This is a genomic window from Actinomycetospora chiangmaiensis DSM 45062 (assembly GCF_000379625.1).
GTDB classification, from domain to species: Bacteria; Actinomycetota; Actinomycetes; order Mycobacteriales; family Pseudonocardiaceae; genus Actinomycetospora; species Actinomycetospora chiangmaiensis.
This window is the reverse complement of the sequence record NZ_KB903240.1, coordinates 106,673-127,123: the sequence shown is the minus strand read 5'-3', so window position 1 is coordinate 127,123 and position 20,451 is coordinate 106,673. Positions and strand designations below refer to the sequence as shown.

Genomic DNA, 20,451 nt, shown 5'->3' with positions numbered 1-20,451 from the left:
ATGGGAACCGTCCTGCTCGTGTTCCTGGTGCTCGTGGTGATCCTCGTGATCACCACGGTCGCCAAGAGCGTGACCGTCGTCCGTCAGGCCGAGGCCGCCGTCGTCGAGCGCCTCGGCCGCTACCAGCGCACCGCCGAACCGGGGCTCACGTTCCTGGTCCCGTTCATCGACCGCATCCGCGAGCGGGTGGCGCTGTGGGAGCAGGTCGTCTCGTTCCCGCCACAGCCGGTGATCACCCAGGACAACCTGACGGTGTCGATCGACACGGTCGTCTACTACCAGGTCACCGAGCCCCGCAACGCCGTCTACGAGATCAACGACTACATCAACGGTGTCCAGCAGCTGACGACGACGACGCTGCGCGACGTGGTCGGCGGAATGAGCCTCGAGGAGGCCCTGACCTCGCGGGAGACGATCAACAACGGCCTGCGCCGTGCCCTGGACGACGCGACCGGCCCGTGGGGGCTGCGCGTGGTCCGCGTGGAGCTCAAGGCGATCGACCCGCCGCCGTCGATCCAGGACTCCATGGAGAAGCAGATGCGCGCGGACCGGGAGAAGCGCGCCATGATCCTCACCGCCGAGGGGCACCGCGAGGCGTCGGTGGCCGAGGCGCAGGGCAACAAGCAGGCCGCCATCCTCAACGCCGAGGGCGCGAAGCAGGCGGCGATCCTCGAGGCGGAGGCCGACCGGCAGTCGCGCATGCTGCGCGCGCAGGGCGAGCGGGCGGCGCGGTTCTATCAGGCCCAGGGCCAGGCCAAGGCGATCGAGAAGGTCTTCGCGGCGATCAAGGCGGGCAAGCCGACGCCGGAGCTGCTGGCCTACCAGTACCTGCAGACGCTGCCGCAGATGGCGCAGGGCGACGCGAACAAGATGTGGGTGGTGCCGAGCGACTTCGGCAAGGCGCTCGAGGGCTTCACCCGCATGCTCGGGGCGCCCGGCGAGGACGGCGTGTTCCGGTTCCAGCCCTCGCCGGTCGACGACGAGACGGTGGCGAAGCGGGCCGGCGACCACGACGAGGACGTCGCCGACTGGTTCGACACGCGGACCGATCCCGAGATCGCGGCCGCCGTCGCGAAGGCCGAGGCGATCGCGACGCAGGGGGTCACGGGAGACGCAGCGGAGCGGAGCTCGACCCCGGTGGGCGACCCCGGGTCGAACGGGGGACCGTCCCCGGCCGACCACTAGCCTGGGGACATGCTGGATCGCGCGACCGTCGACTCCCTCTTCCCGGCCGACCTGCCCGAGACCGAGGAGTGGGAGCGGCGGTACCCGCCGCGCGAGGTGCCCGACGGCGCGTTCGTCACCCGGTTCGGCCCGAGCCCGACGGGGTTCGTCCACATCGGCGGCATCTACACCGCGATGGTGTCGCGCGACCTCGCCCACTCGACCGGCGGCACGTACTTCCTGCGCATCGAGGACACCGACCAGGCCCGGGAGGTCGCGGGCGCCGACGTCCAGTTCGCGCGGGCGTTCGACGCCTTCGGGCTGCGGCCCGACGAGGGGCCGCTCTCCGGCGTTCCCGACGACGGGCCCTACGGCCCGTACCGGCAGTCGCAGCGCTCGGAGATCTACCTCAGCTTCGTGCGCGAGCTCATGCGTCGGGGGCTCGCCTACCCGGACTTCGCGACGAAGGAGGAGCTCGCCGAGATCTCCGACGCGCAGCGGAAGCTCAAGCTGCCGACCGGCTACTACGGCCGGTGGGCGCCGTGGCGCGACGCCGACGAGGGCGAGGTCACCCGCCGTCTGGAGGCGGGGGATCCGTACGTGGTGCGGTTCCGGTCCGAGGGCAAGGTGGGGGAGCGGGTCGCGTTCACCGACCGGCTGCGCGGGCGCGTCGAGGCCGAGGACAACCACAACGACGTCGTCATCCTCAAGACCTCGGCGACCGAGCCACGCCTGCCCACCTACCACTTCGCCCACGTCGTCGACGACCACCTGATGCGGACGTCGCTGGTGGTCCGCGGCGACGAGTGGCTGTCGTCGGTGCCCACGCACCTGCAGCTGTTCACCGCGCTCGGTTTCCCGCAGGTCGAGTACGCCCACCTCGCGCCGCTGATGAAGCAGGAGGGCAGCTCGCGCCGGAAGCTGTCGAAGCGCAAGGACGACGAGGCGTCGGTCGACTTCTACCTGCAGGCCGGCTACCCGACCGAGGCGGTGCTCTACTACCTGCGCGGCCTCGCGAACTCGCCGCTCGCCGAGGTCCCGCTGGCCGAGGCGCTGGCGACCCCGCTGCAGCTCGACCGGTTCCAGTCGGCCGGCCCGCTGGTCGACATGGTCAAGCTCGCGGACATCTGCGCCGACCACATCGCGACGCTGCCGGCCGCCGACGTCCTCGCCGGGGTCCGCGGTTGGGCCGACGAGTACGACTCGGCGCTGGTCGAGGTGCTCGAGGAGAACGAGAAGCTGGCCCTGGCCGCGATCGACGTCGAGCGCGTCGGGGTCGACAACCCCCGCAAGGACCTCGCCTGCTGGTCGGACTTCCGCACCGCCTACGGGTTCTTCTTCCCGGCGCTGTTCACCGACGTCACCGACCCGGCCGACGAGCGCTTCGGCGGCCTCGACCCGTCGCTGGTGTCGCGGCTGGCGGAGGACCTGGCGGCGCGCTACGTCCACGAGGGCGACCAGCCGACCTGGTTCCAGCAGATCCGCGACCTCGCCGAACGGCACGGGTTCGCGCCGAACCCGAAGACGTACAAGAAGGACCCCGACGCCTACCCGGGGATGCTGCGCGATGCCGCCAACGTGATCCGGGTGCTGGTCACCGGCGCGCAGCGCAGCCCCGACCTCTACGAGGTGACGCGGGTGCTCGGAGCCGACGAGGTGGTGCGCCGGATCCGCGCGGTGGCCTGAGATCCGGTGCTGCCCCAGGGTGGGCCCGTGTCCGGATCGGCGATCCCGCTCCGACCGCCGCGCGAGTCCCTCGACCCGCGTGCGCGGCTGTGGTGGCGGGTGCACGGCCTCGTGTGGCCCGTGCTGCTCGCCGCCGGGCTGACGGGGCTCGGGCTGCTCTTCCCCTCGGCAGCGTGGTTCCTGCCGGCGGCGGGGGTGGTGGTCGCCGTCGGGCTGCTGGTGGCGCTGCTGTTCCCGGCGTACTGGTACCGGATCCACCGCTGGGAGCTCACCGACGACGCCGTCTACACCCGGTCCGGGTTCGTCTGGCAGGAGTGGCGGGCGGCGCCGCTGTCGCGGATCCAGACGGTCGACACCACACGCGGCCCGCTGCAGCAGGCGCTCGGACTGGCCACCCTCGTCGTCACGACGGCCTCGTCGAAGGGCGCCGTGCGGATCGCGGGTCTCGACCACGAACGTGCGGCAGAGATCGCCGGCGCCCTCACCCGCGCCACGCAGGCGGTGCCGGGGGACGCCACGTGACCACCGGTCCCGACGACGGGTGGCGTCGGCTGGACCCGCGGACGGTCCTGGCCGCGGCGGTCCTCGCCCTCGGTGGGTGCCTGGCCGCCGGGGTGCCGGTCCTGCTCGGGCAACGCGGGCGGGACACGTTCCCGTTCACGGTGGGGCTGGTCGGCACCGGCGTCGTCCTGCTCGTCGTCGCGGCCACGATCGTCGAGTACGTCCGGCTCGCGCGGACCCGGTTCCGCGTCGGCCCGGAGCGGGTGGAGCTGCACACCGGGGTCCTCGTGCGGGCGCGGCAGGGACTGACGCGGGACCGCGTGCGGACCGTGGAGGTGTCCGCCGACCCGGTCCTGCGGGTGCTCGGCCTTGCGACGGTGCGGATCGGGACCGGGCAGCACGCGTCGACCACCGGTCGGCCCCTCGAGCTGCGCGCCCTGCGCCGACCGGAGGCGGAGGCGCTGCGGCACGACCTGCTGGAGCGAACCCGTGTCGGCGTGCTGTCGGGAACTCCTGTCGGGAACGCGCCGGAGGCCCCCATTCCGCGGGACGCGACCCTCGCCGTCCTCGACCCCGGGTGGATCCGGTTCGCGCCGTTGTCGGCGGTCACCCCGGCGCTGGGGGTGGCCGCGTTCGGGTCGCTGCTGCAGGGTTCGGACTGGCTCGGGCTGCAGCAGACGGTGCTCGACGACACCGCGGCCCTGGCGCTGGCGCTCGGGGCGGTGATCTCGCTCGTCGTCGGGCTGGTGGTGGTGGCGGTCGCGGGGACGGTCGCGTCGCTGGCGGTCTTCGTGGAGTCCTGGTGGGGCTACCGGTTGACCCGCGAGTCGCGCACCGGGGCACTGCACGTGCGACGCGGTCTCTTCACACGCCGCTCGACGACCCTCGAGGAGGACCGGCTGCGCGGCGTGACCGTGGTCGAGTCGGCGGTGGCACGCCTCGTCGGCGCGGCCCGTGTGGACGCCGTGGCCACCGGGCTCTCGCACGGGAAACGGCAGCGCTCCGACCCGCGGGCGCTGCTGCCGGTCGCACCGGCGGCGGTGGTGGACCGGGTCGTGGCCGAGGTCCTGCAGGAGCCGGCGGCGCCCACCACCCAGGTCGATCTGCTCGCGCACCCTCGCACGGCGCGGACGCGACGGGTGCGGCGGGCCTCGGCGGTCTGCCTGGTGCCGGCGGTCGTGACGGCGGCCCTGGCGCTCGCCGGGGCCGACGGGCTGTGGTTCACGGCCGCGGTGCTGGCCGTCCTCGGTCTCGGGGCCGGCGTCGGGCTGGGACGGCTCGCCTACCGCAACCTCGGCCACGGGGTCGTCGGGCGCTACGTCGTGACGCGGCACGGGGTGCCCGGGCGGCGCACGGTCGCGCTGCGCCGCGACGGGATCCTGACCTGGACGCTCACCCGCACCCCGTTCCAGCGCCGTGCCGGCCTGGTGACCCTGTGGTTCACGACGGCGGCCGGCGACGGGGCCTACGGCGTGTACGACCTCGGCGTCGAGCAGGCGATGGCCCTCGCCGCGGAGACGTTGGGCGAGCAGTTCACGCCGTACCTGGACGACGCGAGGACGGCAGCGGCTCCGGAACGCTCGTCGGTGGCTCAGAAGGGCGGGTCGGCGGTGGCGTAGCCGGTGCGGTCGGCGCGGGTGACGAGGTGCCAGGCCGTGTCGGTGGCGGCGTCGGTGATCTGGCCGTGCCGGTTGGGGCGGGGTGCACCGGGGCGCGGCGGTGTCATCGAACCGTGGTCGCGGAGGCGTCCCCGGGATCCGGTCCGGGCGACGGGCGAGGGCATCGGGCGGTAGCGATGGGGCAGGACGGTGTGGACGCGACCGGTGGGCGAGGTCCACTCGAAGTGCCCGGGTCGGGGTTGTCGGAGGGTCCAGCCGCTGTCGGGATCGCCCTTGAGCAGGTGGTCACGGCGGCACAGGGCGCCGAGGTCGTCAGCAGCGGTCCGTCCGCCGGCGGTGACCGGCACGGTGTGGTCGAGGTCGGTGCCCAGGGCGTCGACGGCGCAACCGGGAGCACGGCAGGTGTGGTCCCGGCTCTGCACCCAGTCGCGCAGCCGGGTCGAGGGGAACCGGTGGGAGGCTTCGGCGCGCGTGAGGGCAGGGTGCTCCCGAGGCGGCCGACCGCGTTCGTGGTCGAGCGCGCGACGGGCGCGGCGCAGCAGGTCGAGGGCGTCGGCACCGGGATCGGGGACGACACCGGCACGGACGCGGTCGACGGTGTACGCGGTGGCGAGGGCGTCGAGCTCATGCGTGTGGGCGGTCAGCTCGACGACCTGCGCTCGACGACGCCCGCCGACGGGAGGCGGGCCGCCACGGGGAGGCCGGATCGACAGGACGTGCTCCAACTCGCCGTGCTCGTCGTAGAGCCGGATGCGCCAGCGGCCGTGGGTGCGGGCCCAGGCCATCGCCAGGGCGGCAGGATGGGTCAGCGGACCGCGGCCGGGCGACTCCCCGGGGGAGTGGTCGCATCCGATGACCGCACGCAACTCGAGGCGCACCACCGTGCGCGGACGGAACGCCACCGCTGCACGCCGACGGTCGGCGTTTCGGGCGACGGGTCCGCCGGCCGGTGCCGCACCCGGCTCCGACGTGGCACCGCGGCCGGGTCGGCCCCTGTCAGGGCCCTCGTCAGAGCCCTCGTCGGGAACGTCGTCCGACCCGTCGAGGCCGGGGCCGTCATCAGGGCCGGGATCGTCGTCAGGCACGTCGTCGGGGCCGTCATCAGGGCCGAGGCCGTCGTCGGGCTCGGACGCGGGGCCGCCGAGGAGCGTGGTGACGTACTTGACGACGTCGAGGTCGTACATCCCAGCTCCGGCCGGGCCGGTCAGGGTCAGCATCACCTCGGACTCCGCGGTCCCCACCGACACCGAGGTGATCCCGGCCCGCGTGAGGCGGCGCAGGACCGCGTGGGCCAGGGCGACGATCCGGTCATGGGCGTCCTGGGCCGGGTCCTCGGGCAGATCGAGCCCGCACAGTTCGGCCGCACCCGAGGGCGCCGAGCGCAGGGCGACCCGCCGCCGAGCCACCGCGGCCGCACGACGCCGCTCGGCCCACCCGGGGTCGACCGCCATGGCCACCCGACCCACGAGCCGACGCAGCTCGGTGTAGCCCAGCGATGGTGCCTGCTCGAGGACCTCCTCGACCACCGCACGGGCCTGGGCATCGTCGAGATCGGCGACCAGGTCCACGACCGAGGAAGCCTTGCGCTCCTCCAACACCCCGGCCTGCATCGCGGCACCGAGACGCGGGAGCCGCTCGAGGACCTGGCGGGCGAACTCGATCCGTGACGCCCCATAACTCTCCGACCAGCCCAACGACGCCGCCACGGCCTTCCCCGCCCGCGGCCGGGAGGCCACCCGCTCCGCGGTCCCGGCCTTCGCGCGTGAGCACTCCAGCACCCAGCGGCACAGCTGCCAGGCCGCGACGTTCGACAGCGCGAACTGCACGCTCAGGCCGGCGTCGACCCACTGTCCCGGCAACCCCTCCGGACCGACGTGCGGACGCGGCGCAGCCTCGTCGTGCCCGCGCTCCGGGTCCACCGCCGTCGTCATGGTTCGAACACTAGTACGAACCCCCGACAGTCACGGTCGGCGCAGGTCGGGGCCGATCGCTCACCAGGTGAGCAGGCCCCGCACCACGGTGGCCGCCGCCCCGACCGCGGCGACCGCGAGCATGAGCCGCCGCCCCACCACCGGGTCGAGACGACGCTGCACCGGGCCGCCGAGCAGCACCCCGGCCGTGATCGCGACGAGGCCCGCCACCCAGGTGGTCGTCGCGAGGTCCGGCATCCCCTTGACCAGGAGCGCCGTGAGGTTGACGGCGAGCAGCACGGCCTGGGCGGTCGGCACGAACACCCGCGGCTCGATCCGCTGCGACGCGCCGTAGGCGGAGATCAGGGGCCCGCCCACCCCGGCCGTGGCGTTGACGAACCCGGCCGCCACCCCGGAGCCGACCGCCCCCACCGGCCCGCGCAGCGCCGCTCCGGCCGCCGGCACGACCGACAGCGCCACCCCGAGCAGCGCGAGCACCCCGACCACCACGAGCAGCGGAGCCTCGGGGAGCGTCGTCGCGACGAGCGCACCCGTCGGGACGCCGACCGCCGCCCCGAGCAGCAGCAGCCCCACCGCCGACCAGCGCGCGTCCCGCCAGGTCTGCACCAGCACGAGCGTGCACAGGACGCTCTGCAGCGCGTTGCCGAACGACACCCCGTCGCGCGGGCCCAGCACGGCGACGAGGAAGGGCGCGCCCACCAGGGCGAGCCCGAGGCCGGTGGTGCGCTGCAGGGTCGCGCCCGCCATCACCGGCACCCCCACGAGGAGGGCCACGACGACGGGGCTCATGCCCCGCATCCTGGCACTGCGTGCGGGCGATGCCCTCGTGAGCAGGACGTGGGGCTGCCGGCCCACGTCCTGCTCACGAGGCGCAGCCGACTAGACGTTCATCGCGACGTACTTGATCTCCAGGTACTCGTCGATCCCGACGTCGCCGCCCTCGCGGCCGAGGCCGGACTGCTTCACGCCGCCGAAGGGGGCGCCGGCGTTGGACACCATGCCCTGGTTGAGGCCGACCATGCCGGCCTCGAGGCGCTCGGAGAGCCGGATCGCCCGCTGCAGGTCGCGGGTGTAGAGGTAGCTGACCAGGCCGAACTCGGTGTCGTTGGCGGCGCGGATGGCCTCGTCGTCGTCGGTGAAGGTGAAGATCGGGGCCACCGGGCCGAAGATCTCCTCCTTGACCAGGCGCGCGGAGGTCGGCACGTCGGCGAGCACGGTCGGCGGGTAGAAGTAGCCGGCGCCGTTGGGGATCTCCCCACCGGTGCGGATCTTCGCGCCCTTCTGGACGGCGTCGTCGACGAGCTCGGCGACCTTGTCGCGCTGGTCGGCCTCGACGAGCGGGCCGACCTCGACGCCCTCGTCGGTGCCGCGGCCGATCGTCATCGACCCCATGCGGTCGACCAGCTTCTTCGTGAACTCCTCGGCCACGTCGGCGTGCACGTAGAACCGGTTGGCCGCGGTGCACGCCTCACCGATGTTGCGCATCTTCGCGAGCATCGCGCCCTCGACCGCCGCGTCGACGTCGGCGTCCGCGCAGACCACGAACGGCGCGTTGCCGCCGAGCTCCATCGAGGTCTTGAGCACCTGCTTCGCCGACTGCTCGATGAGCTTCTGCCCGACCTCGGTGGACCCGGTGAACGACAGCTTCCGGATGCGGCCGTCCTCGATCAGCGGCCCCATCACCTTGCCGGTGGACTTGGTGGTCACGACGTTGAGCACGCCCTCGGGCAGGCCCGCCTTCGCGAGGATGTCGGCCAGCTTGAGGATGGTCAGCGGGGTGAGCGAGGCCGGCTTGATCACCATGGTGCAGCCCGCCGCGATCGCCGGGCCGATCTTGCGGGTGCCCATGGCCAGCGGGAAGTTCCACGGCGTGATCAGCAGGCACGGGCCGATCGGCTGGCGCATCACCAGCACGCGGCCGGCGCCGGTGGCGTTGACCTTCCACTCGCCCTGGATCCGCACCGTCTCCTCGGAGAACCAGCGGAAGAACTCGGCGGCGTAGCTGATCTCGGCCTTGGACTCGGCGAGCGGCTTGCCCATCTCGAGGGTCATGAGCATGGCGATGTCGTCGGCCTGCTCGGTGATCATCTCGAAGGCGCGGCGCAGGATCTCGCCCCGCTCGCGGGGGGCGGTCGCCGCCCACTCGGCCTGCTTGTCCGCGGCGGCGTCGAGCGCCGCCATGCCGTCCTCGGGGGAGGCGTCGGCGACCTCGCAGAGGATCTCGCCGGTGGAGGGGTCCTCGACGGGGAAGGTCTTCCCCTCGGCGGCGTCCCGCTCACGGCCGCCGATCAGCAGCTTCTTCGGAACGTCCTCGATGACCCGTCGCTCACGGTCGGCGTCGCTCATCTGAAGCGCTCATCTCCTCGTTCGTGCTCGTTCGGTCAGGCACAGGTGCCCGTAGCGTCGCCCCGCTACTCACAGCGTGACGGCGAGGTACTTCGTCTCCAGGTACTCGTCGATCCCGACGCGACCGCCCTCCCGGCCGAGGCCGGACTGCTTCACGCCGCCGAAGGGCGCGGCGGGGTTGGACACCATGCCCTGGTTGAGCCCGACCATCCCGGCGTCGAGCCGCTCGGAGAGCTCGAAGGCCCGCCGCAGGTCCTGGGTGTAGAGGAAGGCGACGAGGCCGTACTCGGTGTCGTTCGCGAGCCGGATCGCCTCGTCCTCGTCGGTGAACGTGAAGATGGGCGCGACCGGGCCGAAGATCTCCTCGTGCGCCAGCCGCGTCGACGGCGGGACGTCGGCGAGCACCGTGGGCGGGTAGTAGTAGCCCTCACCGTCCGGGACCTCGCCGCCGAGCCGCACCGTCGCACCGTCGGACACGGCCTCGGACACCAGCCCGGCGACCTTGTCGCGCTGCACGCCCGAGATCAGCGGCCCGACCTGGACGCCCTCCTCCGTCCCGCGCCCGACCGTCTGTGCACCCATCCGCTCGGTCATCTTCGCGGTGAACTCCTCGGCCACGTCGGCGTGGACGTAGAAGCGGTTGGCCGCCACGCAGGCCTCGCCGATGATCCGCATCTTCGCGACCATCGCGCCGTCGACGGCCTTGTCGACGTCGGCGTCCGCGCAGACGATGAACGGCGCGTTCCCGCCGAGCTCCATCGAGGTCCGCAGCACGGTGTCGGCGGCCTGGGCGAGGAGCGTGCGCCCGACGGCGGTGGAGCCGGTGAAGGAGAGCTTGCGCAGCCGGGGGTCGCGCAGCAGCGGCTCGACGACGCCGCCGGGGTCCGTCGTCGTGACGACGTTGAGCACGCCCGCGGGCAGGCCCGCCTCGGCCAGCACGTCGGCGAGGTAGAGCATCGTCAGCGGCGTGAGGTCGGCGGGCTTGACCACCATCGTGCAGCCCGCGGCGATGGCCGGACCGATCTTGCGGGTGCCCATCGACAGCGGCATGTTCCAGGGGGTGATGAGCAGGCACGGGCCGACCGGGCGACGCATGACGATCATGCGCTTGCCGGAGGGGTCGGTCGCGAAGTCGCCGGAGATCCGCACGGCCTCCTCGGAGAACCAGCGGAAGAACTCGGCCGCGTAGGTCACCTCGGCCGCCGACTCGGTGACCGACTTGCCCATCTCCAGCGTCATGAGCACGGCGAGCTCGTCGCGGCGTTCGACGAGGATCTCGAAGGCGCGTCGCAGGATCTCCGAACGCTGCCGCGGCGGGGTGGCCGCCCACTCGTCGGCGGCCGCGACGGCCGCGTCCAGGGCGGCGCGCCCCTCGTCGGGCCCGGCGTCGGCGACGTGGGCGATCGTGTCGCCGGTCGACGGGTCCTCGACCGGGAACGTCCGGCCGGTGTCCTGGGACTTCCCCCCGATCCGCAACCCCGTCCCGACCGCTTCGACGATGGCCTTCTCGTTGTCCTGCACGGCGCCTCCTGCACTCGTCCTCGGGTCAGCAGTGCCCCGGGGAGGGAGGCCACAACCGCCAGCGGGGGCGCGTCTCCCGCCGGGTCCCTACGCTCGCGGACGTGTTCTCTCCGCACGTCGTGGTCGCTCCCCGCCCGGACCTGCCCCAGCGCGTAGCTCCCGACAGTGGGGACGAGCACGCCGATAGGCGGTCGGGGAAGGTCGTGGTGGTCGGCGGCGGCCTCGCGGGCGTGACCGCGGCCACCGTCCTCGCCGAGCGGGGGATGGCGGTCGAGCTGCTCGAGGCGGCGCCGCGCCTCGGCGGCCGGCTCGGCACGTGGCCGCGGACGCTGCCCGACGGGACCGCGGTCACCGTCGAGCACGGCTACCACGGGTTCTTCCGGCAGTACTACACGTTGCGCGACGTGCTGCGGCGCATCGACCCGGACCTCGCCTTCCTGCGCGACGTCGGCGGCTACCCGGTGGAGAGCCGGGAGTGGGAGTCCGAGGACTTCAGCGACCTGCCCACCACGCCGCTGGCCAATCTCGCCGCGCTGGTGTGGAAGTCGCCCAGTTTCCGGCTGCGCGACCTCCGCAAGGTCGACGGCCGCGAGGCGCTCGCCATGCTGCGCTACGACCCGGTGCGCACCTTCGCCGAGCACGACCACCGCACCACCGCCGAGCTGCTCGACGCCTTCGGCTTCTCCGAGCGCGGCCGGGCCATGCTCTTCGAGGTCTTCGCGCACTCGTTCTTCAACACCGAGCAACGCTACTCGGCCGCCGAGTTCCTCGCGATGTGCCACTTCTACTTCACCGGCAACCCCGAGGGCCTCGGGATGGACGTGCCGACCGACCACTACGACGCCACGCTCTGGTCGCCGTTCGCGGCGCTGCTGGAGAAGCACGGCGCCACGGTGACGACGGACGCGCGGGCCACCGTCGTCGTCGACGGGCCCGGCGGCTGGTCCGTCGGCGTCGAGGGCGGACCGTCGCGGACCGCCCGCCACCTCGTCGTCGCCACCGACGTGCCCGGGACCCGCGCGCTGTTCGCCCGCTCACCCGGCTTCGCGACGACGGCCCCGCGGCTCGCCGCGCAGGTGGCCGAGCTGCCCGGGGGCGAGCCCTACGTCGTCGCGCGGCTGTGGTGCCGGGGCGACGTCGACGCCCGCCACGCCGACTTCACCGGCGTCACCCGCGAGCGCATCCTCGACTCGGTCACGCTCTTCCACCGCATCGAGGCGGAGTCGGCGGCCTGGGCGGCCCGGACGGGCGGCTCGGTGATCGAGCTGCACTCCTACGCCTGCCCGCACGACGCCTCGCGCGACGAGCTGGTCGCCGAGATGCGCCGCGAGCTGGAGGGGCTCTGGCCCGAGTTCGCGGACCTCGAGGTGCTCGACGTCGACGCCCACCTCTACGCCAACGCGCCCGGTTTCGACCCCGGCTACCACGCGCACCGACCCGGCGTCGTGACCGACGCCCGGGGCCTGCGGCTGGCGGGGGACTGGGTGGCCACCGACGTCCCCTCGGCGCTCATGGAGCGGGCCGCGGTGACCGGGGTGCTCGCCGCGAACGACGTCCTCCGCGAGGAGGGCGTGGCGCCCGAGCCCATCCGGTCGATCACGCCACGCGGCGTGCTCGCGGGGCGTAGGCGATAGGGTGCGCGCCGTCAGCGGTTCACAGCTCGAGGAGAGGGACAGCGTGCAGACCCGACGGGTGGCGTCCTTGCTGGTCATCGCGGCGGCCTCGGTCGCCGTGCTGTCGGGGTGCGTGTACAACGCCGAGCCCGCGCCCGGCTCGGCCTCCAACCCCAACGTGTTCTCCACCGACGGCTTCCCGCCGCCCGGTCCGGCGCCGGTCCCCGGGCAGATCACGCCCGGCGCGGTCGCCCCGCCGGCTCCGGCGAACTCTCCTCGCCCGGCCACCGGCCCGCAGGGTCCGCAGCCGACCCCGTCGCCGCAGACCTCCGAGGTCACGCCGCGCCCGACGAGCGCGCCCGCCCCCGCGCCGGGCAGCTAGCACCTCCCGGTGCCAGCAATGCGTCACTGCGTGCACCCAGTGCCAGGAAAGGCCACATCGTCAGGCCCACTCCGACGGTGTGGCTCGTCTGACGTCCAGTGCCAGCAGTGACGCATTGCCGGCACGCGGGGCGTGCTACGCCGCCGACCCGTCGTCGGGAAGGACCACCCGGCGACGACGGCCGCGGGCGGAGATCAGGATCCCGACCAGGCCGAGCCCGCCGGAGATCCCGAACGCGATGAACGACTGCGGCGAGATTCCGCCGGTCACGGCGTCGCCGAGGAACACCACCGCCGCCGTCCCCGGGACGAGGCCCACGAGCGTGCCGATCAGGTACGCGTGCCAGCGCACGCTGGTGACGCCGAGGGTGTAGTTCAGCGGTGCGAACGGGATGCCGACCAGGCGCGACGAGGTCACGGTCAGCAGCTCGCGCTCGCACAGCCGCTCCTCGAGCGCCCGCACGCGCGCCGGGCCGAGCCGGGCGATCGCGCGGCCGCCGAGGCGGCGGGCGATCCAGAACCCGACCAGCGCCGAGACCATGGACGCCGCGACGGCGATCGCGATGCCCCAGACCGGGCCGAACATCAGCCCCGCGGCGAGCGTGAAGGCGGTTCGGGGGATCGGTGTGGTGGTGATGATCGCGTGCACGAGGAAGAAGATCAGCGGCGCGGTGGGGCCGACGGCGAGCACCCACTCGCGCAGCTCGGTCGGCGTCGGCAGCGGCACGACGAGCGCCACCACCACGGCCGCGACGAGCAGGCCGAGTGCCAGCAGGCCCCGTGTCCGGTTGCGCACGCCACCCCTTTGCTCGCCGGCCCCGACGGGGCCCCAGACTACTCAGCCGACCCGCGCGAACAGCCCCTGGTATTCCCGGACGAGCCCGAGCGGGTCCACGGTGAAGCCGAAGGCGCCGTACTGCGGGTCGGCGTAGACCCAGCGGTCCACGGTCTCCCGGCGGTAGGTCTGCGCGACGCGCCGCACCGCCAGCGACGGCACGTCGACCCACGCGACGTCGACGGTGCGCTCCTCCCCGACGGCGAGGTCGAGGCGCCGGACCACCAGGGTGTTGGTCAGCGGGGAGATCGAGATGTCGACGTCGTGGCAGCCCTCGAGCTCGGGCCACGGCCGGCCGTCGAGCGTCCACCGGCCCAGGGCGTCGGCGGTCAACGTGACCCGGTCCAGCCCGTCGCCACCGAGCGCCTCGAGGAAGCACGCCCGGGTCTGCCACCGCGCGTCCACGACCACCGAGAACCGCGCCGACCACGGGCGCGGGGCCTGCTGCTCGCCGATCGGGCCGGTGTCGTCGGGGGAGTCGGCGCCGAGCGCGGCCCCGTCCAGCAGGAACGCCGCGTCGGGCTGCTCGGGGGTCGGCGCCATCTCCGAGATCACGCCGTGGACGAGCCCGTGCGGCTCGTCCAGGCGACGCCAGAGCGCGGTCCCGAGAGGCATCGCGCCATCGTGGCACGATCGGGGGTGACGAAGTCGATCAGGTCGGACCGGGAGAGGACACCGTGGGCGAGCCGCAGGACCGCAGGAGCCCCGACGACGGGGCGGGGTCCGGCTCGGACGGCGTCCCGCCCTGGGAGCCGACCGGCCCGGCGAGCGAGCGGCCGGCCGAGCAACCGACCGGCGGGTGGCAGAGCCCGGGCTCGACGCCGCCGGGGCCGCCGCGGCCGCCTCAGGGGCCCCCGCCGGCCCAGGTGCCGCGCACGGCCCCGCCGGCCGGTGACCCGTGGGGCTTCGGCGGCCCGGTCGCCTCGCCGCGGCCCGGGATCGTGCCGCTGCGCCCGCTCGCGCTGGGCGAGCTGCTCGACGGCGCGTTCCAGTACATCCGGGCGCACCCGAGGGTCGTGCTCGGGGTGTCGGCGGTGGTCGCGGTGGTCACCACGCTCATCCAGGCCCCGTTCCAGGCCTTCTACGGGCAGTCGCTCGAGGCCTTCGTCGGCCCCGCGGGCACGACGCCGGACCTCGCCCGCCTCTCCGGGGTGATCGGCGGGGCGGCGGCGCTGCTCGGGGCGTCCGCCGTGGTGGGGCTGCTCGCCAACACGGTGCTGACGGGCCTGCTCGTGGTCGTCCTGTCCCGCTCGGTACTCGGTGCCCCGGTCGACGCCCGGGAGTGCTGGAACGCGGCCCGGCCCCGGCTGCCCGGGCTGCTCGGCGTCGTCGTGCTCGTGGCCTTGGTGGGGGCGGCCGCCTTCGTGGTGTGCCTCGTGCCCGCCGGCCTCGCCTACCTGGCCGGATCGACGACGCTCGCCGCCGGGCTGCTGGTGCTCGGGATCCTGGTGGGCGCCGTCGCGTCCCTCGTCGTCGGTGTCCTGCTCTCCCTCGCGGCCCCGGCCTACGTCCTCGAGGGCGTCGGGGTGGTCGCCGCCCTGTCCCGCTCGCGCACGCTCGTCAGCGGCCGCTTCTGGGCGATCCTCGGCACGCTGCTGCTGACCTACGTGATCGTGCTGATCATCGCCGGGATCATCGGCATCCCGTTCGGGGGCGGTGCCGCCGCGGTCGCGGCCGCGGTGGGCACCAGTCCCTACACGGTCGGGCCGCTTCTGATCTCCTCCGTGGGCAGCGTGATCGGCACCGCGCTCACCGCCCCGTTCCAGGCCGGCGTCACCGGCCTGCTCTACATCGACCAGCGGATGCGCCGCGAGGGCTTCGACATCGAGCTGCAGCGGGCCGCTCACGGGCTGGCGTGAGCGGGACGTGACCCGGCCTCCGCCGCCCTTCACCCCGACGGCCGACCAGGCGCGGGAGCTGGCGGCGCGCGAGCTCGCGAAGGCCGCGTACGCCGGCCGCGAGCCCGGGCTGCTCGCGCGGGTGGGTCGGTGGCTGCTGGACCGGCTCGACGACCTCGTCGGCCTGTTCACCGCCCAGCGGCTCGGGGGCGCGGGCGGGGTGCTCGTCGTCGTCGCGCTCGTGGTCGTGGCGGTCGCCGTGGTGCGGTGGCGGCTGGGGCGCTCGGCGCGCACCGCGGGGTCGGGGTCGGCCCCGCTCGACGCCGTGGGTCTCACCGCCGCCGACCACCGGCGCCGCGCCGAGGAGCAGGGCGACGCCGGGCGGTACGACGAGGCGGTCCGCGAGTGGATGCGCGCCCTCGTCCGCGACCTGGAGGAACGCGACGTGCTCGCCGCCCGCCCGGGCCGGACCGCGGGGGAGGCGGCGCGGGAGGCGTCGGCGGTGCTGCCCGCGGCCATCGGGGCCCTGACGGACGCGGCCCGCTGCTTCGACGAGACGGTCTACGGCGGCCGCCCCGCCGACGCGGGCTCGGTGGACCGGATGCGGTCCGCCGACCGCGCGGTCCGCGAGCTGCCGGTGGTCGCCGGGTGACCCTGCGCGTCCGCGCCCGTCGCGCCCGGGGGCCGCTCGTGGTCGGGGCGCTCGTGCTGCTCGCCGCCGTCGTGCTCGCGATCGCCGGGGCCCGGGCCGGGCAGGGGCTGCTGGAGCCCGACGGCGTCGACGCCGCGGGCAGCGGGGCCCTCGTGGCGGTCCTGCGCGAGCAGGGGATCCGGGTGGATGCGGTCACCCGGCCCGAGGACGTCGTCGCCGCCGGGCCCGACACCACGGTGCTGGTCGCCCTCCCCTCCCGCCTCGGGACGACGGGCCGGATCGCGGTGGCCCACAGCGGCTCCGACGTCGTGCTGGTCGCCCCGGACGCCGCGACCCTGGAGGCCCTCGCGCCCGGGGTCCGCGGCACGCAGTCGCCGCCGGACCTGCTCACCACCGGGGTCGTCCCGGCGCCGGCCTGCCCGCTCCCGGCCGCACTCGCCGCCGGCCCGCTCACCCTGGACGGGGCGGTCTACGCGGTCACCCCGCCCGCCGTCGGCTGCTACCCGGCCGCCGGGGTCGCCCCGGTCGCGGTCAGCGGCCGTACCGTCGTGGTCGGCAGCGCGACCCCGTTCACCAACGAGGCGCTCGACCGCGCGGGGAACGCCGCCCTGACGACGACGCTGCTCGGCGCCCACCCGCGGGTGCTCTGGTACCTGCCCGCGCCCGGGGCCGACGGCGAGGCGTCCCTGGTCGACCTCGTCCCGCGCGGCTGGCTCTGGGGCACCGTGATGCTCCTGGTCGCCGGCGGTGCGGCCGCGCTCTGGCGGGGCCGACGCCTCGGCCCGGTGGTCGCCGAACGGCTGCCGGTCCGGGTCCCGGCGGCCGAGACGACGCGGGGGCGCGCGGCCCTGTACCGCCGGCTCGGTGCCCGCGGGCGGGCCGCGGCGATCCTGCGCGCGGACGCCCGACGCCGGCTCGCGGCCCGGCGCGGCCTCCCACCGGACGCCCCCACCGAGGCGCTCGCCCCTGCGCCTGAGACCCTCCGGGCTGCCGCGAAGGATCTCCTCGACGGCCCCGACCCGGCCGACGACGCGGCCCTCGCGCGGCTGGCCGACGAGCTCGACGACCTGCTGGGAGACGCGGCGCCGCGGAGCTCGACCCGACAGGAGAGGAGCGCCCCGTGACCCCCGACGAGGCCCGCGAGGCCCTGACCGCGCTGCGGGGCGAGGTGGCGAAGGCGGTGGTCGGGCACGACGCGGCGGTCACCGGCCTCGTGATCGCCCTGCTCTCGCGACGGCACGTGCTGCTCGAGGGCGTGCCGGGCGTGGCGAAGACGCTGCTCGTCCGCGCGGTCGCCGCGGCGAGCTCGCTGGAGAACCGCCGCGTGCAGTTCACGCCCGACCTCATGCCCGGCGACGTCACGGGCTCGCTGGTCTACGACGCGGGGACCTCGGCGTTCGACTTCCGGCCCGGCCCGGTGTTCACCAACCTCCTGCTCGCCGACGAGATCAACCGGACGCCGCCGAAGACGCAGGCGTCGCTGCTCGAGGCCATGGAGGAGTTCCAGGTGTCGGTGGACGGCACGCCACGCCCGCTGCCCGACCCGTTCGTCGTCGCGGCCACCCAGAACCCCGTCGAGTACGAGGGCACCTACCCGCTGCCCGAGGCCCAGCTCGACCGGTTCCTGTTCAAGCTCGTGCTGCCCCTGCCCGGGCGCGACGACGAGATCACGGTGCTCGAGCGGCACGCGGGCGGGTTCGACCCGCGCGACCTGTCCGCGGTGCACCCCGTCGCCGGGGCCGAGCACCTGACGGTGGCCCGGGCGGCGGTCGGCGCGGTCGCGGCCCGGCCGGAGGTGCTGGCGTACGTGGTCGACGTGTGCCGGGCGACCCGGACCTCGCCCTCGGTCGCCCTCGGCGCCTCCCCGCGCGGGGCGACGGCGCTGCTGGTCGCCGCCCGGGCCTGGGCGTGGCTCTCCGGGCGCGACTACGTGACCCCGGACGACGTGAAGTCGTGGGCGCTCCCCGTCCTGCGCCACCGGCTCGCGCTGCGCCCGGAGGCCGAGCTCGAGGGCGTGACCACCGACGGCGTCGTCACCGGGGTGCTCGACTCGGTGGCCGTCCCGCGCTGATGGCGATCTCGGGTCGGCTGGCGCTGGCGGCGGTCGTCGGAGCCCTCGTCGTCGGGCTGGCCGTGCCCTCGCCTGCCGGCGTGCTCGGGATCCTGGCCGCGCTGCTCGTGGCGGTGGTGATCGACCTCGCGCGGGCCGGCTCGCCCGCCGCGCTGCGCCTGGAGCGCGCCGAGGAGACCGTGCAGGTACGCCTCGGCGAGGAGGTCGCGACCACGCTCGTCGTCGTGAATCCTTCCCGACGACGGGTGGTGGGGCTCGTGCGCGACGCGTGGCCGCCGTCGTGCGGCGCCCGTCCCGACTCCCACCGGCTCGACGTCCCGGCGGGGGAACGGCGACGGGTCACGACGACGCTGGTGCCCGCCCGACGCGGTGAGCTCGCCGCGGCCGCGGTGACGGTGCGCGCGTGGGGCCCGCTGGGGCTGGCGGGCCGGCAGGGCACGCGGAGGGTCGGCGGGCGGGTGCGGGTGCTGCCCGAGTTCGCGTCGCGACGGCACCTCCCGGCCCGGCTGGCGCGGCTGCGGGAACTGGACGGCCTGCGGGCGGTGCAGGTCCGCGGCGCGGGCACCGAGTTCGACTCGCTGCGCGAGTACGTCGGGGGCGACGACGTGCGGTCGATCGACTGGCGGGCCTCGGCGCGGTCCTCGGACCTCGTCGTCCGGACCTGGCGCCCGGAGCGGGACCGGCACGTGCTGGTCGTGCTCGACACCGGCCGGACGTCCGCGGGCCTGGTGGAGGCGAGCGCAGCGACGGGGAGAGGCAGCGGGGAGGCGCCCCGGCTCGACGCCGCCCTGGACGCGGCGCTGCTGCTCGCGGCGCTGGCGGCCCGCGGCGGGGACCGCGTCGACCTGCTCGCGCTCGACCGGGCCGTGCGCGCCTCGGTGATCGGCGCCCGCGACCCGCTGCCCGCGATGACGACGGCCCTGTCCGGCGTCGAGCCCGCGCTGGTGGAGACCGACATGCGGCTGCTCGCCGCGACCGTGCTGACGCGGGCGTCCCGGCGGTCACTGGTCGTGCTGTTCACCGGGCTCGACGACGCGGCCGTGGCGGAGGGTCTGGAGTCCGTGCTCGGCCCGCTGCTGCACCGGCACACGATGCTGGTCGCCGGGGTGGCCGACCCGGCCGTGGCGTCGCTCGCGACCGGCCGCGGCTCGGGGGAGGCGGTGTACGGCGCGGCCGCGGCGACGGTGGCGCGGGAGGAGCGCCGCGCCGTGGTGGGGCGGCTGCAGCGCCGGGGCGTCGAGGTGGTCGACGCCCTGCCCGACGACCTCGCCCCCGCCGTCGCCGACCGGTACCTCGCGTTGAAGGCGCGGGGGCGGCTCTAGCTTGCGTCGAGCACGTCCGCCCGCGTCCGCAGCACCCGGCGGCCGTGCAGGACGTAGGCGACGAACAGCAGCCACGCCAGGGCGCCGATGCCGATGCGGGCCCAGGTGGGGAGGCCGGACGGCGTCACGAACGCCTCGATGAGCCCGGAGACGAGCAGGACCCCGACGAGGCCGAGCGCGATGCCGACCGTGATGCGGGCCTGCCGGGCGAGGGACCGGGCGCGGGTGAGCGGGCCCGGGTCGATCCACGACCAGCCCAGCTGCAGCCCGGCCCCGGCCGCCACGAACACGGCCGTGAGCTCGAGCAGTCCGTGCGGGGTGATGAGCCCGAGGAACAGGTCGAGCCGGCCGTTCGCGGCGAGGATGCCGCCGGAGATGCCGACGTTGACGACGTTCTGGAACAGCACCCACAGCACCGGCAGCACGAGCACGCCCGTGACGAGGCAGGTGGCGGCGACCAGCGCGTTGTTCGTCCAGACCCGCGCGGCGAACGAGGCGGCCGGGTTCGACGAGTAGTACGAGGCGAACGCCTCGTCGACCAGACGGCGGGTCTCCTCGGGCGAGGCGATCGCCCCGGCGACGTCGGGACTCCGCGCCACCCAACCGCCGACCACGACCATCAGCGCGATCGAGAGCAGCGCCGTCGGCATCCACCAGCGCGCGGACGCGGCGAGGGCGGCCGGGAACTCCTCGGTGACGAACCGCCGGACGACGCCCCAGCTCCACGGCGTCGTGCCCAGCACCGCGGACCGGGCCCGGGCGACGAGCGAGGAGAGTCGGGCGACCAGGGCCGGGTCGGGGGAGGAGGAGCGCACGACCGAGAGGTGCGTGGCGGTGCGGCGGTAGAGGTCGAGCGCCTCGTCGGCCTCGTCGGCGCTCCACCGTCGCCTGCCCCGGAGCAGTCGCTCCAGGCGCTCCCACTCCGCGCGGTGGGCGTCGGTGTAGGCGTCGACGTCCACTCGCGGTACCCC

General features: G+C 74.8%; 18 protein-coding genes. 11 read left to right on the top strand and 7 right to left on the bottom strand.

Annotated features, from left to right (window positions below; genetic code table 11):
* Genes A3CO_RS0117670 through A3CO_RS32940 form a run of 4 tightly spaced genes read left to right on the top strand, consistent with a single transcriptional unit; the run spans window position 1 to window position 4,970 of the window.
* The gene (locus tag A3CO_RS0117670; protein ID WP_018333566.1) at window positions 1-1,185 is read left to right on the top strand and encodes an SPFH domain-containing protein; all 1,185 of its coding nucleotides are present in this window, start codon (window positions 1-3) and stop codon (window positions 1,183-1,185) included.
* A gap of 9 nt (window positions 1,186-1,194) precedes the next feature.
* Window positions 1,195-2,850, top strand: coding sequence for a glutamate--tRNA ligase (locus tag A3CO_RS0117665; protein ID WP_018333565.1), 1,656 nt, complete (start codon window positions 1,195-1,197; stop codon window positions 2,848-2,850).
* 27 nt (window positions 2,851-2,877) lie between these two features.
* Window positions 2,878-3,372, top strand: coding sequence for a PH domain-containing protein (locus tag A3CO_RS0117660; RefSeq protein ID WP_245561521.1), 495 nt, complete (start codon window positions 2,878-2,880; stop codon window positions 3,370-3,372).
* A complete protein-coding gene (locus tag A3CO_RS32940) occupies window positions 3,369-4,970 on the top strand; it encodes a PH domain-containing protein (RefSeq protein ID WP_018333563.1) in 1,602 nt (533 codons plus the stop codon). Before A3CO_RS0117660 ends, A3CO_RS32940 begins: the two co-directional genes overlap by 4 nt.
* Here A3CO_RS32940 and A3CO_RS40100 read toward each other — a convergent pair.
* The 4 genes from A3CO_RS40100 to A3CO_RS0117635 form a co-directional block, all read right to left on the bottom strand.
* On the bottom strand, window positions 4,943-6,901 hold the full coding sequence (locus A3CO_RS40100; RefSeq protein ID WP_084682035.1) for an HNH endonuclease signature motif containing protein: 1,959 nt from the start codon (window positions 6,899-6,901) through the stop codon (window positions 4,943-4,945). The genes A3CO_RS32940 and A3CO_RS40100 overlap by 28 nt on opposite strands.
* 60 nt (window positions 6,902-6,961) lie before the next feature.
* Window positions 6,962-7,690, bottom strand: a complete 729-nt coding sequence (locus A3CO_RS0117645) for a TSUP family transporter (RefSeq protein ID WP_018333562.1) — start codon at window positions 7,688-7,690, stop codon at window positions 6,962-6,964.
* A gap of 90 nt (window positions 7,691-7,780) precedes the next feature.
* Complete coding sequence (locus A3CO_RS0117640; RefSeq protein ID WP_018333561.1) at window positions 7,781-9,247, bottom strand: NAD-dependent succinate-semialdehyde dehydrogenase; 1,467 nt, start codon at window positions 9,245-9,247, stop codon at window positions 7,781-7,783.
* 69 nt (window positions 9,248-9,316) lie between these two features.
* Window positions 9,317-10,768, bottom strand: a complete 1,452-nt coding sequence (locus A3CO_RS0117635) for an NAD-dependent succinate-semialdehyde dehydrogenase (RefSeq protein ID WP_018333560.1) — start codon at window positions 10,766-10,768, stop codon at window positions 9,317-9,319.
* A gap of 101 nt (window positions 10,769-10,869) precedes the next feature.
* On the opposite strand from A3CO_RS0117635, the gene A3CO_RS32930 reads away from it, so the two are divergent.
* Both A3CO_RS32930 and A3CO_RS0117625 read left to right on the top strand, forming a co-directional pair.
* The gene (locus tag A3CO_RS32930) at window positions 10,870-12,402 is read left to right on the top strand and encodes an FAD-dependent oxidoreductase (protein WP_157647673.1); all 1,533 of its coding nucleotides are present in this window, start codon (window positions 10,870-10,872) and stop codon (window positions 12,400-12,402) included.
* Window positions 12,403-12,445: 43 nt separating this feature from the next.
* Window positions 12,446-12,763, top strand: a complete 318-nt coding sequence (locus A3CO_RS0117625) for a hypothetical protein (RefSeq protein ID WP_026204723.1) — start codon at window positions 12,446-12,448, stop codon at window positions 12,761-12,763.
* Window positions 12,764-12,898: 135 nt separating this feature from the next.
* Here the strand turns inward: A3CO_RS0117625 and A3CO_RS32925 are convergent, their stop codons facing one another.
* Window positions 12,899-13,558, bottom strand: coding sequence for a TVP38/TMEM64 family protein (locus tag A3CO_RS32925; RefSeq protein WP_018333558.1), 660 nt, complete (start codon window positions 13,556-13,558; stop codon window positions 12,899-12,901).
* Between the two features lie 42 nt (window positions 13,559-13,600).
* Window positions 13,601-14,212 (bottom strand): putative glycolipid-binding domain-containing protein, encoded by a 612-nt coding sequence (locus tag A3CO_RS32920; protein WP_018333557.1) that lies wholly within the window; start codon window positions 14,210-14,212, stop codon window positions 13,601-13,603.
* A gap of 62 nt (window positions 14,213-14,274) precedes the next feature.
* Here A3CO_RS32920 and A3CO_RS32915 point away from each other — a divergent pair, with 62 nt between their 5' ends.
* Genes A3CO_RS32915 through A3CO_RS0117590 form a run of 5 tightly spaced genes read left to right on the top strand, consistent with a single transcriptional unit; the run spans window position 14,275 to window position 19,480 of the window.
* Entirely contained in the window at window positions 14,275-15,456 is a 1,182-nt protein-coding gene (locus A3CO_RS32915; RefSeq protein ID WP_018333556.1) for a hypothetical protein, read from the top strand.
* A 7-nt stretch (window positions 15,457-15,463) separates the two neighbouring features.
* Window positions 15,464-16,087 carry a DUF4129 domain-containing protein gene (locus A3CO_RS32910; protein WP_018333555.1) on the top strand — a complete coding sequence of 208 codons (624 nt, stop codon included), beginning with the start codon at window positions 15,464-15,466 and terminating at the stop codon, window positions 16,085-16,087.
* Complete coding sequence (locus A3CO_RS0117600) at window positions 16,084-17,211, top strand: DUF4350 domain-containing protein (protein WP_018333554.1); 1,128 nt, start codon at window positions 16,084-16,086, stop codon at window positions 17,209-17,211. Before A3CO_RS32910 ends, A3CO_RS0117600 begins: the two co-directional genes overlap by 4 nt.
* Window positions 17,208-18,158: an AAA family ATPase gene (locus tag A3CO_RS0117595; protein WP_018333553.1), complete on the top strand. Its 951-nt coding sequence runs from the start codon at window positions 17,208-17,210 to the stop codon at window positions 18,156-18,158. Before A3CO_RS0117600 ends, A3CO_RS0117595 begins: the two co-directional genes overlap by 4 nt.
* Window positions 18,158-19,480 (top strand): DUF58 domain-containing protein, encoded by a 1,323-nt coding sequence (locus A3CO_RS0117590; protein ID WP_018333552.1) that lies wholly within the window; start codon window positions 18,158-18,160, stop codon window positions 19,478-19,480. Before A3CO_RS0117595 ends, A3CO_RS0117590 begins: the two co-directional genes overlap by 1 nt.
* On the opposite strand, the gene A3CO_RS0117585 is transcribed toward A3CO_RS0117590, so the two are convergent.
* Window positions 19,477-20,439: a stage II sporulation protein M gene (locus tag A3CO_RS0117585; RefSeq protein WP_018333551.1), complete on the bottom strand. Its 963-nt coding sequence runs from the start codon at window positions 20,437-20,439 to the stop codon at window positions 19,477-19,479. The two genes, A3CO_RS0117590 and A3CO_RS0117585, sit on opposite strands and share 4 nt — an antisense overlap.
* Between the last annotated feature and the right edge of the window lie 12 nt (window positions 20,440-20,451).

Coding starts and splice junctions, on each gene's coding strand:
- A3CO_RS0117670 (WP_018333566.1), top strand. CDS start 1: ATGGGAACCGTCCTGCTCGTGTTCCTGGTGCTCGTGGTGATCCTCGTG.
- A3CO_RS0117665 (WP_018333565.1), top strand. CDS start 1,195: ATGCTGGATCGCGCGACCGTCGACTCCCTCTTCCCGGCCGACCTGCCC.
- A3CO_RS40100 (WP_084682035.1), bottom strand. CDS start 6,901: ATGACGACGGCGGTGGACCCGGAGCGCGGGCACGACGAGGCTGCGCCG.
- A3CO_RS0117645 (WP_018333562.1), bottom strand. CDS start 7,690: ATGAGCCCCGTCGTCGTGGCCCTCCTCGTGGGGGTGCCGGTGATGGCG.
- A3CO_RS0117640 (WP_018333561.1), bottom strand. CDS start 9,247: ATGAGCGACGCCGACCGTGAGCGACGGGTCATCGAGGACGTTCCGAAG.
- A3CO_RS32920 (WP_018333557.1), bottom strand. CDS start 14,212: ATGCCTCTCGGGACCGCGCTCTGGCGTCGCCTGGACGAGCCGCACGGG.
- A3CO_RS0117590 (WP_018333552.1), top strand. CDS start 18,158: ATGGCGATCTCGGGTCGGCTGGCGCTGGCGGCGGTCGTCGGAGCCCTC.